Consider the following 15,111-nt stretch of genomic DNA (forward strand, 5'->3'; position numbering starts at 1 on the left):
CACTACAGGAAAACGTTTGGAAACCGAACGATCACCTGGGTGCCGGTTGCGTTTCCGTCTTCCTCCAAATCTATTACGTCTACGGTTATGGGAATTTCCTGTCTTCGGTTGAGCGCAGCAATCCTTTCTGCTGTCAGCGTCATGCCTTTTGACTGGTATTCCACATGCATGAAGGATTTTAGTTCGGACGCTTTCTTTCTTCCGATCCCATTGTCTTCAACAATACATACCAGGGTATTGCCTCTTTTCCTGAATAGTACTCTTACAGATTTCAAGCCGTCCAGCCGATACCGGAGGCCATGACGTATGCTGTTTTCTACATAGGGTTGCAGGATCATTGTAGGGATGAAGGTGTTGTCTGCATCGATGGCGGGGTCCACTTCTATATCATAGACGAAGCTATGAGAGAAGCGCATGCTTTCCAGTTCCAGGTAACTGCTGAGGTAACGGCATTCGCTTTCGATGCTGATGGATGATCGGCTTGAGTTGTCCAGTGTCTGGCGGATCAGGTGTGCAAATGAAGTGAGGTATTCATTGGTCTTTTCAAAATTGTTCTGTAGCAGGAAATTCTGAATGGAGTTGAGACAGTTGAAGATGAAGTGTGGGTTCATTTGTGAACGCAGGGCCAGTTGTTCCAGTTCATTGATGCGGTTCTGGGTGGCGGATTTTGCCTGCTCCTGACGGATGCGCCGGATAATAAGCCACCAGACAAGGGCTGCAGTTATTCCAACTATCAAAATCCGAAACCACCAGGTTTTCCAGAAGGGAGGCGAAATTTTAAAAGGAACTGAGATAGTATCGCTTTGAACGCCGAATTTATTCCGTGCGAAGACCTTCAGATCATAATTGCCCGGTGGAAGTGCAATGAACTCAAGGCTGGTGTTAGAGGTTGAACTCCAGGTGTCAGAATAGCCATTTAGTTTGTAGTGATAGGATATATTATCGGATGACCGGAAAGAAATTCCTGTGAAATTAAATCGCAGGCTGTTCTCATCGTATTTTAGAAGGTGGAGGCTGTCATTGTTCACGGCTTTGCCTCCGGCTTCTACATTCAGCATGATCAATTTGCAGAAAGTACTCTGACGGATCAAGGTTGTATCAAACAAAGTAAGTTTTCCTGAGGAGCCAACATATAACTTCCCGCTGTCAGAAAAGATGGAAAGTATATCATTGGAAGGTAAGCCGTCTTCGGTGGTGTAAAGTTGCAGAGGTTCAGAAAGATTTCGCCAGTTGATCCTTTGTAAACCTTTTTCAGTCCCAACCCAAAGAAATTTAGCATCGGGGAAGATGGATTTGCAATTGTTACTCGCCAGTCCATTTGTACTGTTGAATTGAACAACAACAGTATCGTTCCTTAATTTGAAAAGTCCATTTCCTGAAGTGGCGATCCAAAGATCTCCGGATGGGTCTTTACACATTCTGGTTACGAGGGCCTGCAGTTCCGGAATTGCATTGGCCATAATAAAGGGCTGGCGGCCTGGAGTGATTTTTACCGGTCCGTTAGGAGTACCGATATAATAATCATTGCCTGACTTCAGACAGGAATAAGATCTGTATCTCCAAATCGTATCCAGAATATTAAGTTCTTTATCAACCAGCAATGTTCCTCTTCCGGTTGCTACCAGGAAGCTGTCTTTTCCGGCAGGTGCAATGGCTTTGTTTACATCTGTTTTGTTGAATTTCGATTTTCCTGTGATTACATCATAACTGATCAAAAAATTATCAAAGCCAAGTCCCAGCCAATCTTTTTCAAGTGGCTCGATGAAGCGCATCCAGTTGACCAGGCCTTTATTATTTGCTATTGCATGGTAACCTGAAAAGTCTTTGCTGGTAATTTCTCCATTTTTAATGATGTAAAGTTTTCCGTCAGAATTACCTGTGTATATCTGATTGCCGGCTTTATAAATACTAAGTATATCAGTTGAGTTATTGGGGTAGGTATATGACCTGACATTCCGGGTTGGAATCATCAATAGTCCATCAGACTGAGTGGCGATCCAGATATTTCCTTCTTTATCCATGGAAGCTCTGTTGGTATTGAGGTCTGGAACCAGGTGGTCATTTATTTTTTCAGTCTTCGTATCAACCATATAAATCCCATGATGTGTACTGAAAAACTGTATAGTCCTTCCTTTATTGATATTGCAGGATACCTTTATCATCTCCGAAGGGCGAAATGAAAATTTTATATTGTCAAAGTCTGAAATCTGAGCAAGCATCATTTTACTGCTATTGGGATAGTAAACAGGCGGTTGCTGCTCCATTTTCCCGTTTATCATTTTGTAAGGTTGATAATAATCCGATGTGGTACTCCATTTGACCGAGTACCAGGGTTGCCATTTTTCACCATTGTACAGATGAAAATCAGATTTGTGTGCGCTGGAATCGTAAATGGAATAAAGAAACTCATGCGGCCTGACCCCGGCTGCAAGGCTGGTATGTCCTCTGATCTTATGATTGAATTGATCGTATTTAACCTGATTGTCGGCAGTCAATATATAAATGGTCGGGGACAGGTGTTCATGAGAAGCAAAAGCCATATCGCCAGCATCATTTTCAACAACAAGTAAAAAGGAACTGAGCGGCCGCATTTTTTGAAGACTTGTGTCGTTCCGGTAATTGTAAAACCTGCCTTTATAATAATAGCACATCGAATTATGCATAGACACCATCCAAAGCCTTCCTTTTGAATCAGGGTATAGCATGATCACGTCATTATTGACCAGCCCGTCCTGTTGAGTAAACACCGTGAATTTCCTTCCATCAAAACGCGCCACGCCCGCGTCTGTTGCAACCCATATGAATCCTTCTGCATCCTGCTTTACATCATACACCAGGTTGCTGGGCAGTCCATCAGCTACAGTATATTTTTTGTAATTGTATTGTTGCGCAGTGGCAGATAAGCCGGACAGCAATAAAAAAAGCATGAAGTATTTGCGCAACATAGATAGCTGTTAGATGAATTTAGAAAGGAATTCGTCTTTCTTTCTTGTACTCACTTCAATGGCGCTCCCGTCTTCCATTTCCACGTATCCGCCGCGGCCGCGATGGTATTTTTTAATATAGTTGTGATTGATGATATGCGAGTGGTGCACCCTGCTGAAATTACTCATGTCCAGCAAACTCTCAAACTCTTTCAGCGGGCGGGATACGATGATCTTGTTTTTATCTTTCAGAAAAATAAAAGTGTAATTATTGCTCGCTTCCAATCTTACAAAATCATCGGTGTCTAAAAAGATCAGTCCTTCAAATGTAGGAAGGGCCAGTCTTTTGGAACTGCTTGGCGGGGACTTGAGATTGTACAGCAGGTTTTCGATGCGCGTGTTGATATTCTTGGAACTTATCTTCACTTCTGCTTTTGCCACCGCAGCCTGAAGCTCTTTGATGCTGACGGGCTTCAGCAAATAATCCAGTGCAGAAAGTTTGATGGCATTGAGTGCATAATTATCGAATGCGGTTACGAAGATCACTTCAAAGTTGATCTTGTGAATACTGTTGAGCAGATCGAAGGCATTGCCGAAAGGCATTTCAATATCTATAAAGATCAGGTCCGGCTGGTGCTGAATGATCAACTCTTTTGCAGTGGTGATATTGTTGGCGCTGGCTACAACAGACACTACAGGACAGTAGCGGGTGAGCATTTCATGAAGCGCTTCCACGCTGTTGTGTTCGTCATCGATAATAATGCTTTTGATCATATGGCAGGATTGAGGTCAATGGTATTCATAATCGTAGGGCAGCAGTTCCGCCAGCAGTTTCCAGGCCCAGTAGCCGGTACTGATCACGGTTTGCTGATCGTAAAAATAACCATTTTCTTCTATGATGAATCCGTCGGCTACGTCAAGCAGGGATACCTGAACGCGGATATTGTCCGGCAGCTTGTAATCCTGCAGATAACGTTTGTCTGGATGCACATTCCTGTAAGTGATGCGGTAACGGCCTTTCCAGTTGATGAAAACTTCGCTGCTGTCTGCTTCGTAAAGCTCTTCGGAATAGATATCTTTTATGTATGTGCCTTTGGCGCTTTGGGGATCGTCTTCCATTTTCTCCACAACAAATCCTTCGTCGGGCATGGTGCTGTCGTATAAGGTACGCATGAAATGGAGGCGGCTGCCGAGATAGGTCCTTGCCCTGTTTTTCTCGTACTGCGTACGTGCTTCAGCGGTAGTATCGATCTCTGTGAAAAGCGGATAGCCGGTATACTGGCTGATATTATTGTTGTAATCGTAGCTGAAGGAATCCAGCTGGTAGCGGATATTGTAGCCCAGGGCTTCATTTGTAATGATGATATCTTCGCGCGCCGTCACTTTCAGCCTGTTCCTTTTTTTGAAAAAGTAGAATTTAAGTACCTCAGGATTTTTGATCACGCATTGTGATGCATTGGGAGATGTGCCGATAAAATGATCGATAAAGAACTGGCCATAACGGGCAAGCCCATCCGGCAATTCTGTACTGGCTACTACAGCTACTTCCGCCAGTGATTTTTCTTCCTTCAGCAAAGCGATCTGCATGGTATCTGCGGCAGGCAGGTTATTGCTGATGCGGATCACTTTCTTTTCATAACCCATGAAGGAGATCACGAGATCATATCCCCCGTTGGGGAGCCGAAGGAAGAAGAGCCCTTCTTTATTGGTGATGGTGCCCTGCGTGGTATTTTGGCAATAGGCGGATGCGCCTTGCAGCGCTTGTTGCGTAGCGGAATCCACTACTTTCCCGAGCAGGGTGAAATTCTTTTCCTGTGCCACGGATGTTAAATGCATCAATAACAGGACCAGGAAAGGGAGGAGCTTTTTCATAGTATCTGGTTTCAGGATGAGGGTAGTTGCTGTTTATAACGCTTACAGGCTTTTTCGATGGTTTGGGTTAAAGGTGTGAAGCTGAAATCAGGTAATGCATTCAGCAGTTTTGTATTGTCGAAATAAGTTTTGCTTTGAGCCACACGCGCACTCTGTTTGGTGAGCAGCGGCTTTTTGCCGGTGAACTTTGATTTCAATTTTTCCAGTCGCCATGCGATCTTCATCAGGAATGGCGTAGCGTGTTTGGAAGGTCTTTTCTTTCCGAAATTGTCTGCAATATCGTTCATCAGCTGGCGGAAAGGAAGGTTCTCTCCGGAAACGATGAAGCGTTCATTGCTGATGGAGCTTTTCATCAGCGCCACCGTTACTTTGGCAACATCTTCCACATCTACAAATCCGTTCACGCCTTCGGTGTACCAGGGAAACTGGTTATAAACCGTTTTAAAGATCTCGCAGCTGCTGCTGTTCCAGTCTCCATAACCCAGGATGGTGCTGGGATTCAGGATCATCACTTCCATGCCTTCACCCATGGCGCGCCACACTTCCATTTCCGCAAAGTATTTACTGATGGCGTAATGGGTGTTGGATTTGCTCTTTGTCCATTTTTTCTCTTCCGTAACTTTTGTTTCTTTGGCTGTTCTTCCGAGTGCTGCAACAGAACTAATGTACACAAAACGGCGTACATTTTTTTCCAGCGCGATATTCACCACATTGGCAGTGCCTTCGATATTGACTTTGAACAGTGTATGTTTTTTCCCGGGATCGAAAGAAACCACAGCGGCGGCATGTATCACGGTATCGATCCCTTCCATTGCTTCTTCCAGGGAAACCACATCCAGGATATCACCTTCCACCCATTCCACTTTTTCAAAAATGGAAGATGGAATAAAAGAAGGAAGTTCGCGGCTGCGTTTCAGGGCGCGGACCTGGTATCCCTGTTGAACCAGTTCCTTAATGATGTAAGCGCCCAGGAAACCTGTACCGCCGGTGATGAAGATAGTAGACAATTGGATGTTTTTTGTTGCTCTTCAGATAACTCAGTTGTATTGGTAGTAACCTTTTCCGCTTTTTCTTCCAAGTGCGCCGTTTCTTACTTTTTCCTCCTGCAATGGAGAAGGGCGGAGACGCAAAGGCTGACCAAGCTGATCGTATACGGAACAGCTCACAGCATAATTGATATCATTGCCAATCAGGTCCATCAGTTTGAAAGGGCCCATTTTGAAACCTGTTGCTTCCAGGAGCGTGTCTATCGTTTCGATACTGCTCAGTTCTTTTTCTGCGAGATACATCGCTTCCAGGTAATAGGGGCGCGCCACGTGGTTTACAATGAAACCCGGCGCATCGTTGCAGAGTACGGGTGTTTTTTCCAGTTCCTTCGTGAGGGCAACCACGGCATCGATGGTGGCCTGGTTGGTGAGCGGCGTGGCTACCACTTCCACCAGTTTCATCAGCGGCGCAGGATTGAAGAAGTGCATGCCTGCAACCCTTTCGGGGTGGACCACCTGTTTGGCAATTTCCGTTACTGAGAGGGATGAGGTATTGGTAGCGAAGATGGTTTCACTATGGTTCACTTCTGCCAGTTGATTGAACAGACCTACTTTCACGGGCAGCTTTTCAACGATGGCTTCAATCACGATGTCTGCAATGCAATCATTGATCTCACTGGTGAGTTTAATATGGTCAAGGATGCTTTGTTGTTGTTCAGCGGTGAGCTTTTGCTTTTCCACCAAATTCTGCAAATCTTTTTGCAGGGCGGTATTGGCTTGCTGAAGCACGTCTTTGTTTACATCGAAGAGTATCGTATGAAATCCATAGCGGGCTGCAACCTGGGCAATGCCCCGTCCCATTGTACCTGCTCCGCACACGCAAACAGTCTGAATCATGATCTTCTGTTGAATTGAGTGAATCACCATTGAAATTTGGCGGGATAAAAGTAGTGAAAAGAGCGGGTATACAATTTCATAGTAGTAATTTAGTGTTCGCATAAACCGTTATTGTGAACAGAATAGACCGCCTTCACGCCATTCTTACCCATTTGCAGAGCAAGAGAAGGGTAACAGCCCAGGAGATTGCCGACCGGTTCAATATCAGTCTGCGCACCGTTTACCGCGATGTGAAAGCGCTGGACGAAAGCGGCGTTCCCGTGATCGGCGAAGCCGGCAGCGGTTATACCATCATGGAAGGCTATCGCCTGCCGCCGGTGATGTTCAGCCAGCAGGAAGCCAATGCCCTGCTGCTTGGTGGAAAGCTGGCGGAAAAACTTACTGACGGATCGATCCGCCAGCATTTCGAAGCAGCCCTCTTCAAGATCAAAGCTGTATTGCGTACAACCGACAAAGAGAATCTCGATAATCTCAATAACCATATCGAAGTACTGAGGTTCCGGGGACCATCGGACGAAAATGCAGATTCGCATCTCACCGCCCTGCAACAGGCGATCGCAGAAAAGCGTGTTATTTTCATCCGTTATCATTCAGGGGGAAAAGAGGAATTGTCTGAGCGGATGGTGGAACCCATCGGTTTATGGTATTACAGCATGTACTGGCACCTGATCGGATGGTGCCGTTTGCGAAAAGGTTACCGGGACTTCCGTGTGAGCCGCATCCAACGACTGCAATTGAAAGATGAAACCTTTGATGGCTCCGTTCATCCTACGCTTCATGGTTATATCGATTCGATGAAAAAAGATAAAACTGAACTGAATGAAGCAGTGGTGACCATGCAGAACGAATTCATCAGGTATATACGCGAGAGCCGCTACTACTATGGCTTTGTGAAGGACGAGGCGGCGGGAGATAATTGTACCCGAATGTTTTTCATGACCGGTCATATGGAATATTTCGCAAGATGGCTGCTCACTTTCACCAATGCAGTAAAAGTGGAATCGCCCCAATCGCTCAAAGATACCATGGCCTCTTTTTCAAAAGAACTTCATCAACATTACGCAGGCTAAACCTTAATCAATACTTCCCATGTCATATTGCAGTGTTATCGAAAGAATGTCAGGAGATAAACAGGCATTACACAAGAACTACCACGATAATCATTACGGATTTCCAATTCACGACGATAATGAACTATTCGGACGATTGATCATGGAGATCAACCAGGCCGGGCTGAGCTGGGAAACCATCCTGAAAAAGGAAGCCTCTTTCCGGAAAGCCTACCATAATTTCAACGTGAAGAAAGTGGCCGCCTACACAGAGAAAGACAGGGAGCGCTTACTACAGGATGCGGGCATTATCCGGAACCGTCTCAAGATCAATGCAGCTATCGAGAATGCAAAGACCATTCTTGTTCTGCAAAAAGAGTTCGGCTCTTTTGAACAATGGCTGGAACATCATCATCCCAAAACGAAGGAAGAATGGGTAAAGCTATTTAAGAAGACCTTCCGTTTTACCGGTGGAGAGATCGTGAACGAATTCCTTATGAGCACCGGCTACCTGCCCGGGGCGCATTCGGACAATTGCCAGGTTCAAAAAAAGGTGCTGAAAAGCAAACCCATGTGGGCGAAGAAATGATCCAGACCCGTTATCGATTTTTATTTTCCTGCTACTGACATAGGGCTGTCACTACCCCATAGTTCTTTTGTATAAACAAATACGAGCGCTATGGAAATCAAGACGCATCCCCCGGTGACTGTTTTGTACAGTTCCCACCAGACAACCCTGAACACACTGCATCAATATGTTGGCACTGTTCTCCAGGACCTGCTCGCAGAAGCGGCTAATCAGAAAGCGCTGATCAGCGGACCGGTCTATTGGGTCTATCATGGTTCCGATGGTAAACCCGATACAGAATTCACGCTGGAGATCGCACTACCGGTACAGGGAATGTCCAATTCCGGAAAATTCGGTCTGAAACAATTGCCCGCCTTCAAAGCGCTGGTGCATGAACATGTAGGCGCATGGGAAGACCTGCCTTCAGTATATGGCCAGTTGCTGAAATTCATAGACGACAGGAAGATTGCCATCAATGATGAATGCCGGGAGATCTATGTCAATATCGATTTCCAGGATCCGCGCAACAATATCACTACGGTGCAGATGGGGGTGTTATAACTGTGCTCAATAACCGATCAACCATATAAACATATACTCATGAAAAAGAGAATTTGTTACCTGTTCGTATTTAATGGCTATGCAGACTGGGAAGCAGCTTACACTGTAGCGCACCTGAACAAATATTCAGATTTCATGATCCGGACCTTTTCAATCGATGGGCAAACCGTTACTTCCATGGGAGATATCAGGATAGAACCTGATCATTCCCTGGAAGAAGTGGACCCGAAGAAAGTTGACCTGCTCCTCCTGCCCGGAGGTGAGGCCTGGGAGAATGGAGAACACCAGGAAATTGCGTTGCTGGTTGAGGCCTTCCTGCACGCCAAAAAAACCGTGGCTGCAATTTGCGGCGCTACCGTGATGCTGGGCAATCATGGTTTCCTGGACCATGTGCCACATACCAGTAACGACCTGGCTTATCTCAAAGACCTGGCGCCGGATTACGGAGGCGATGCGCATTACGTGCAGGAGCCTTGTGTGAGCGCCGATAACCTGATCACCGCCAATGGAGCGGCAGCGCTGGAACTGATGGTAGCGATCTTCAAAAAGTTCAATGTGATGGAAGCCAGTGTAACCGACGCTGTGTATGATCTGTTCAAAAGTGCAGGAATGGAAAACAGGATGTTTGCTGAAACAGAAGCGTAGAACGAATGGGTTAGTAAGGGGCTGACTAAAAAGGTTGTTAGATTTCATTTCGCTGTGCCCACTCGCTCGCCTCCCGGCGAGTGAGTTTTGTTTAGTCGCCTCTGGCGACGCAGTGTTCGCCGGAGGCGAACAAATAGAAGTCACTCGCCGGGAGGCGAGCGACTGCCAGCTCTCCGCCCTTTTTAGTCAGCCTCGTCAAGAGGTTTTACAATCAATGATACACTTCACTGTTCACCACATGTGTGCCATCTTCGATCTGCGTAACGTACACTTCAGGGGTAACCTGGAAAAGCTGTTCAAATGCATGCTGGATCTTTTGTTTGAATGTGTCCACCATTTCTGTCTGCACGATGTTGATGGTACAGCCGCCAAACCCGCCTCCCATCATTCTTGAACCTTCAACGCCTTTGATATAACCTGCGCGTTCTGCCAGGAAATCGAGCTGCGTGCAGCTCACTGCGTATTGTTTGCTGAGGCCGTTATGTGTGGCGATCATCAATTTGCCGAATGCCTCGAGATCACCATGCTGAAGGGCATTGCAGCCATCGAGCAGGCGGTCTTTTTCTGTTACCACATACCAGCATCTGTCGTACACAACAGGGCTGATCAGGTGCTGGTGCTCCTGCAGCATTTGCAGGCTCACATCGCGAAGCGAATTGATATTATGATAAGTTTTTTTGATGATGCTTACGCCTTCTTCGCATTGCTGACGGCGAACATTGTACTCAGAACCTGCGAGCGAATGGGAGACCATACTATTCACCAGTACGATCTTGTGATCAGGGAAATCGAAGGGGATGTATTCATATTCGAGGCTGCGGCAATCCAGTTTCATTACGTGACCACTTTTGCCATGAAGACTGGCGAACTGGTCCATGATGCCGCATTTTACACCAACGAATGTATGTTCGGTTTTTTGTCCGATGAAAGCGAGCTCCATCCGGCTGAGGCCGAGATTGAACAATTCATTCAGTGCAAATCCGTAAGCGGAACAGAGCGCTGCGGATGAGCTCATACCTGCGCCAACAGGAATATCACCGTCGATCAGCACCTGTGCGCCACCGATAGTTTTTCCGGCTGCTTTGATATGATGGGTAACACCCAGCATATAATTCATCCAACCGGAAACGGGCTGGAGAGCATGTTCGGGATTGAAAGAAAATGACTCTTCAAAATGGTTGGCGTAGATAGTGATCTCAGGCTCAGCCTGTGCCGCAATGGCAACGTACATTCGTTTGTCCACTGCACCCGGCAGTACAAAGCCTTCATTGTAATCAGTATGCTCTCCAATCAGGTTCACGCGTCCGGGAGCTGCCACCACAATCGGCTCCTGACCATAGAGGTCACGGAATTTTTTACGCAATCGTTCTACTATCGCCATATCTGTGAAAATGATTTAAATTTAAAAATTCTTTAAACGGATACTATGAGTTTTCAGATCGACCGGATTACGGACAACGACCTCGAGCTTCTCAGATTGCAAGATAAGGCAACTGACACAACTATCAGTATACTTCCTGCATATGGCGCCCTATTACATGGCTTTGATGTGCCATTGAATGGAGGCAGGTTCAATATCATCCACAACTATAGCGGAAAAGCTGACCTGGAGAAGGACCTGGCCATTTCCTACAAAAGCGCCAAACTCTCTCCCTTCGCCTGCAGGCTGCCAGATGGCCGGTACAATTTTGATGAAAAAGATTATGAGTTTGCCAACCGTTTCGGAGATGGCACTGCTATCCACGGCCTGTTGTACAATAAGCCCTTTCATCTCTCCGATCAATTCACGGATGATCAGCAGGCTGCTGTTAGACTTCGCTATCATTACAAAAAAGATGACCCGGGATTTCCCTTCGAATATATGTGTGAAGTGAAATATGCGCTTCATCCCAATCGCGCATTGCAAGTGGAAACCACAATTATCAATCTCTCTGATGAATTCATTCCCATGCAGGATGGATGGCATCCCTATTTCCGGCTGGGCGGAAAGATCAACCAGTACGAATTGCAGTTCCGCTCCGATGCCATGCTGGAGTCAAACGAAATGATCGTTCCTACGGGTAATACCTTGTACGATGATACTTTCCTCAATGGCGCAGTGATCGGCGAACGTTTCCTGGACAGCTGCTTTCTGCTGGACCATGAGGAAGGCATTCCCTGCTGCGTCCTCTACAACCCGGAAAATAAATTGCAGCTGGCTTTCTATACCAATGCGCGCTATCCTTACCTGCAGATCTATACGCCGGACCACCGGGAGAGCATCGCTATTGAAAACCTGAGCGGGGCTCCCAACTGTTTCAACAATGGAATGGGACTGATCAGAATGGCGCCCCGGCAGACCCTTACTTTTAACCTGTGGTATCAATTGAGTATTGGGTAAATCCATTACCTTGTGTAAAATGGATCCCCGTATGAAATGGCTCAGGTTTGCATTGGTTTTTGCCCTTATTGGTTTTGTGATCAGCTGCTATGAAGTGAATGAAGAAGTGGTGATCAACGAAGATGGCAGCGGGGTATACGAATCCCGGATAGATATGGGCCAGCTCATCGAACTGATGCAAACTTTTGCCGGTGAAGAAGAACTCACCAAAAACGGACTGGACAAAGCCATAGACACAGTTGTTTCCATGCAGGCTATCCTGGACTCTGCCGATGAAGCCACCCGGAAGGAAAATGCCTGGATGAAAGATGGTAAAATGTTCTTCAAGCTGAACATCAAAGAAAAGCTCTTCAATATCAGGATGAATATTCCCTACCATACCCGGCAACAACTGGAGAGCCTGATGGAAGGACAGGGAACCCTGATGAAGAATTCTTTTTCAGGTCTGCTGAAAAGCAACAAGCAGCCCGAGATGACGCCAGACAGCTCCGAAGCTACATTCCAGGACATGGTGAGTTTGTACGATATCACCCTGAACAATGGCCTGATCAAGAAAGAAGTGGATACAGCAAAATACAAACAACTGATGATGAGGCCCCAGGTTTCCGACATCAAACAAATGGCAGCCCAGGGTATGGAAATGATGTACACCACCAGTTTCAAATTGCCCAGACCCGTGAAAAACACCGGTAATCATCCCCTGTTGAAAGTATCGGAAGACAAGAGAACTGTGGAATTGAGATACAATCTGCTGGACATTGTTAACGATCCCGCTAAATATTCCTTTACGATTGAATATTGACCAGTTCTCGATGAAATCCGCCAACAAACGTTGGCTCTACCTTTTCCTGCTGGACGTGATGGCAGATCTCTTAGCCGTCTACTTCGGATGGACCACTATGCGCTATGTGACCAAACCACTCCTGATGCTGTTGCTGCTGGGATGGTTCGCTTCTTACTATATCCAGGATAAGCGTGGAAGGGTCCTCGTTATCTGGGCGCTGATCTTCTCCTGGGGCGGCGATACATTACTACTCTTCACTTCCCGAAACGAATACTTTTTTATAGGAGGACTGGTGAGTTTTCTTATCGCCCATATTTTTTACCTGCTCTTCTTTACCAGGGTGAAAAAACAGAACAGGCCCGGCAGGCCCTGGAACCCATTGGTGGTTTTCCTGGTGCTGGTTTATGTTGGCGTACTGTTCTATATCCTGAAGCCCGGGACCGGATCGCTGAAGGTGCCCGTGCTGGTGTATGCATCAGTGTTAGGCGCCATGCTGCTGACCGCTATTCATGCTTTTCATTTCCCGGCACAACTGGCCGGTGCTTTCTGTGTTACCGGCGCCATACTTTTTGTGACCTCAGACAGCCTGCTGTCCCTGGATAAATTCTATAGTCCCTTCAGGGCTGCCCCGCTCCTGGTGATGACAACCTATTGCCTGGCTCAACTGTTACTGGTTACAGGAAGCAGGAAATATCTGCAATCCCGTAATAACTCCTAATTTTACCGCCCGAACTAAAATAGTATGCAGACTGATTTTTTAGTGATAGGCTCCGGAATTGCCGGTCTTACCTTCGCGCTCAAGGCAGCCCAAAAATACCCGGACCAGAAAGTGACCGTGATCACCAAGACCGCCGCCGACGAAACCAATACCAAGTATGCACAAGGTGGTATCGCCGGCGTTACGGATTTTGAGCGCGACAGCTTCGACAAACATATCGAGGATACCCTCATTGCCGGAGACGGCCTCTGCAACAAGACTGTGGTGGAGATCGTAGTGAAGGAAGGTGTAGACCGGATCCAGGAACTGATTGAATGGGGCGCAGAATTCGATAAGGAAGCCGATGGTGATTACAAACTCGGCAAGGAAGGTGGCCATGGTGAATTCCGCATCCTGCATCACAAGGATGTTACCGGGAAAGAGATCGAGCGCGCCATGCTGGAAGCAGTTGCCGCGCATCCCAATATCGAGATCATCAAACATTGTTTTGTACTGGATCTGATCACGCAGCACCATCTTGGCTACCTCGTAACAAAATCCACTCCTGATATCGATTGCTACGGCGTATATGTTCTCAATCTTAAAACGAATAAGATCGAGACCATTCTTGCAGGCACTACTTTGCTGGCCACCGGCGGGAACGGACAGGTGTACCGCTCCACCACCAATCCCAATATCGCAACCGGCGATGGCGTGGCCATGGTGTACCGGGCCAAGGGAAGGATCGAGAATATGGAGTTCATCCAGTTCCATCCAACTGCTTTGTATGAGCCGGGTGTACGCGGACAATCATTCCTCATCACTGAAGCTGTCCGCGGCGATGGCGGCATCCTCCGTAACAAAAAAGGCGAAGCCTTCATGGAGCGATATGACGAAAGAAAAGACCTTGCTCCCCGCGATATCGTGGCGCGCGCCATCGATAGCGAAATGAAAATATCGGGTACAGAACACGTATACCTCGACGTTAGGCATATGCCATTGGAGAAATTCGTGGAGCATTTCCCGAACATCTACGAGAAATGCAAATCCATCGGTATCGACGTTACAAAAGATATGATCCCGGTGGCGCCCGCAGCGCATTACAGTTGCGGCGGCATCAAAACCAATGAATGGGGCAGGACCAGCATTCGCAACCTCTATGCAGCCGGAGAATGCGCCAGCACAGGATTGCATGGCGCCAATCGTCTTGCCAGTAATTCATTATTGGAAGCAATGGTATTTGCACATCGTGCATTCCTGGATTGCATCCAACAACGCAGATCAGTAAACGATTTTCCACCAATACCGGACTGGAATGCCACCGGCACCACTGATCCCAAAGAGATGATCCTCATTACACAGAGCCTGAAAGAAGTGCAGCAGGTGATGAGTGATTATGTGGGAATCGTAAGGACAAATGTGCGTTTGCAGCGCGCACAGAAAAGGCTTGATCTGTTATGGGAAGAAACAGAGCTGTTGTACCAGGCCACTACTGTATCCCCGCAGCTCTGTGAATTGCGCAATATGATCACGGCGAGTTACCTGATTGTAAAAGGTGCGCAGTTCAGGAAAGAAAGCAGGGGCTTGCATTACAATACAGACTATCCTGCGAAAAGCAGGCTGGTGCAGAATATTGTGTTATAGCAGAGAGCTGGCAGTCGCTCGCCTCTGGCGAGTGACTTATATTTGCTCGCCTCCGGCGAGCTCTGCGTCGCCGGAGGCGACTAAACAAAAGTCACTCGCCGGGA

General features: G+C 47.0%; 14 protein-coding genes. 8 read left to right on the plus strand and 6 right to left on the minus strand.

What is annotated here, in order from left to right; translation table 11 throughout:
- Positions 1–2 precede the first annotated feature (2 nt).
- Genes D9Y29_RS11645 through D9Y29_RS11665 form a run of 5 tightly spaced genes read right to left on the minus strand, consistent with a single transcriptional unit; the run spans position 3 to position 6,679 of the window.
- Positions 3–2,945, minus strand: a complete 2,943-nt coding sequence (locus D9Y29_RS11645; protein WP_127128245.1) for a sensor histidine kinase — start codon at positions 2,943–2,945, stop codon at positions 3–5.
- Between the two features lie 9 nt (positions 2,946–2,954).
- Positions 2,955–3,698 carry a LytR/AlgR family response regulator transcription factor gene (locus D9Y29_RS11650; RefSeq protein WP_127128247.1) on the minus strand — a complete coding sequence of 248 codons (744 nt, stop codon included), beginning with the start codon at positions 3,696–3,698 and terminating at the stop codon, positions 2,955–2,957.
- A gap of 15 nt (positions 3,699–3,713) precedes the next feature.
- Positions 3,714–4,796: a carboxypeptidase-like regulatory domain-containing protein gene (locus tag D9Y29_RS11655; RefSeq protein ID WP_127128249.1), complete on the minus strand. Its 1,083-nt coding sequence runs from the start codon at positions 4,794–4,796 to the stop codon at positions 3,714–3,716.
- A gap of 11 nt (positions 4,797–4,807) precedes the next feature.
- The gene (locus tag D9Y29_RS11660) at positions 4,808–5,803 is read right to left on the minus strand and encodes an SDR family NAD(P)-dependent oxidoreductase (protein WP_127128251.1); all 996 of its coding nucleotides are present in this window, start codon (positions 5,801–5,803) and stop codon (positions 4,808–4,810) included.
- 30 nt (positions 5,804–5,833) lie between these two features.
- Positions 5,834–6,679, minus strand: coding sequence for a 3-hydroxyacyl-CoA dehydrogenase family protein (locus D9Y29_RS11665; protein WP_241237903.1), 846 nt, complete (start codon positions 6,677–6,679; stop codon positions 5,834–5,836).
- Positions 6,680–6,792: 113 nt separating this feature from the next.
- On the opposite strand from D9Y29_RS11665, the gene D9Y29_RS11670 reads away from it, so the two are divergent.
- From D9Y29_RS11670 to D9Y29_RS11685, 4 genes are all read left to right on the plus strand, one after another.
- Positions 6,793–7,749: a helix-turn-helix transcriptional regulator gene (locus D9Y29_RS11670; RefSeq protein WP_127128253.1), complete on the plus strand. Its 957-nt coding sequence runs from the start codon at positions 6,793–6,795 to the stop codon at positions 7,747–7,749.
- 19 nt (positions 7,750–7,768) lie between these two features.
- Positions 7,769–8,317, plus strand: a complete 549-nt coding sequence (locus D9Y29_RS11675) for a DNA-3-methyladenine glycosylase I (RefSeq protein WP_127128255.1) — start codon at positions 7,769–7,771, stop codon at positions 8,315–8,317.
- A 90-nt stretch (positions 8,318–8,407) separates the two neighbouring features.
- The gene (locus D9Y29_RS11680) at positions 8,408–8,857 is read left to right on the plus strand and encodes a GyrI-like domain-containing protein (RefSeq protein ID WP_127128257.1); all 450 of its coding nucleotides are present in this window, start codon (positions 8,408–8,410) and stop codon (positions 8,855–8,857) included.
- A gap of 39 nt (positions 8,858–8,896) precedes the next feature.
- Complete coding sequence (locus D9Y29_RS11685; RefSeq protein ID WP_127128259.1) at positions 8,897–9,502, plus strand: type 1 glutamine amidotransferase family protein; 606 nt, start codon at positions 8,897–8,899, stop codon at positions 9,500–9,502.
- 211 nt (positions 9,503–9,713) lie between these two features.
- On the opposite strand, the gene galK is transcribed toward D9Y29_RS11685, so the two are convergent.
- Positions 9,714–10,883 (minus strand): galactokinase, encoded by a 1,170-nt coding sequence (gene galK / locus D9Y29_RS11690; RefSeq protein WP_241237904.1) that lies wholly within the window; start codon positions 10,881–10,883, stop codon positions 9,714–9,716.
- Between the two features lie 45 nt (positions 10,884–10,928).
- Between galK and D9Y29_RS11695 the strand changes: the two genes are divergently transcribed.
- The 4 genes from D9Y29_RS11695 to nadB are packed head-to-tail and all read left to right on the plus strand — an operon-like array spanning position 10,929 to position 15,007.
- Complete coding sequence (locus D9Y29_RS11695) at positions 10,929–11,882, plus strand: aldose 1-epimerase (protein WP_127128261.1); 954 nt, start codon at positions 10,929–10,931, stop codon at positions 11,880–11,882.
- A 31-nt stretch (positions 11,883–11,913) separates the two neighbouring features.
- Positions 11,914–12,684 carry a hypothetical protein gene (locus D9Y29_RS11700; RefSeq protein WP_127128263.1) on the plus strand — a complete coding sequence of 257 codons (771 nt, stop codon included), beginning with the start codon at positions 11,914–11,916 and terminating at the stop codon, positions 12,682–12,684.
- A 10-nt stretch (positions 12,685–12,694) separates the two neighbouring features.
- The gene (locus tag D9Y29_RS11705) at positions 12,695–13,384 is read left to right on the plus strand and encodes a lysoplasmalogenase (RefSeq protein ID WP_127128265.1); all 690 of its coding nucleotides are present in this window, start codon (positions 12,695–12,697) and stop codon (positions 13,382–13,384) included.
- Between the two features lie 24 nt (positions 13,385–13,408).
- On the plus strand, positions 13,409–15,007 hold the full coding sequence (gene nadB / locus D9Y29_RS11710) for an L-aspartate oxidase (protein WP_127128267.1): 1,599 nt from the start codon (positions 13,409–13,411) through the stop codon (positions 15,005–15,007).
- Positions 15,008–15,111: the final 104 nt, after the last annotated feature.

Source organism: Pseudoflavitalea rhizosphaerae (assembly GCF_003991355.1).
Lineage (GTDB): Bacteria > Bacteroidota > Bacteroidia > Chitinophagales > Chitinophagaceae > Pseudobacter > Pseudobacter rhizosphaerae.

What these genes read in the sequence shown, in the direction of transcription:
- D9Y29_RS11655 (WP_127128249.1), bottom strand. Translation starts at nt 4,796, where the DNA reads ATGAAAAAGCTCCTCCCTTTCCTGGTCCTGTTATTGATGCATTTAACA.
- D9Y29_RS11685 (WP_127128259.1), top strand. Translation starts at nt 8,897, where the DNA reads ATGAAAAAGAGAATTTGTTACCTGTTCGTATTTAATGGCTATGCAGAC.
- D9Y29_RS11705 (WP_127128265.1), top strand. Translation starts at nt 12,695, where the DNA reads ATGAAATCCGCCAACAAACGTTGGCTCTACCTTTTCCTGCTGGACGTG.
- galK (WP_241237904.1), bottom strand. Translation starts at nt 10,883, where the DNA reads ATGGCGATAGTAGAACGATTGCGTAAAAAATTCCGTGACCTCTATGGT.
- D9Y29_RS11650 (WP_127128247.1), bottom strand. Translation starts at nt 3,698, where the DNA reads ATGATCAAAAGCATTATTATCGATGACGAACACAACAGCGTGGAAGCG.
- nadB (WP_127128267.1), top strand. Translation starts at nt 13,409, where the DNA reads ATGCAGACTGATTTTTTAGTGATAGGCTCCGGAATTGCCGGTCTTACC.
- D9Y29_RS11645 (WP_127128245.1), bottom strand. Translation starts at nt 2,945, where the DNA reads ATGTTGCGCAAATACTTCATGCTTTTTTTATTGCTGTCCGGCTTATCT.
- D9Y29_RS11665 (WP_241237903.1), bottom strand. Translation starts at nt 6,679, where the DNA reads ATGATTCAGACTGTTTGCGTGTGCGGAGCAGGTACAATGGGACGGGGC.
- D9Y29_RS11695 (WP_127128261.1), top strand. Translation starts at nt 10,929, where the DNA reads ATGAGTTTTCAGATCGACCGGATTACGGACAACGACCTCGAGCTTCTC.
- D9Y29_RS11680 (WP_127128257.1), top strand. Translation starts at nt 8,408, where the DNA reads ATGGAAATCAAGACGCATCCCCCGGTGACTGTTTTGTACAGTTCCCAC.
- D9Y29_RS11700 (WP_127128263.1), top strand. Translation starts at nt 11,914, where the DNA reads ATGAAATGGCTCAGGTTTGCATTGGTTTTTGCCCTTATTGGTTTTGTG.
- D9Y29_RS11675 (WP_127128255.1), top strand. Translation starts at nt 7,769, where the DNA reads ATGTCATATTGCAGTGTTATCGAAAGAATGTCAGGAGATAAACAGGCA.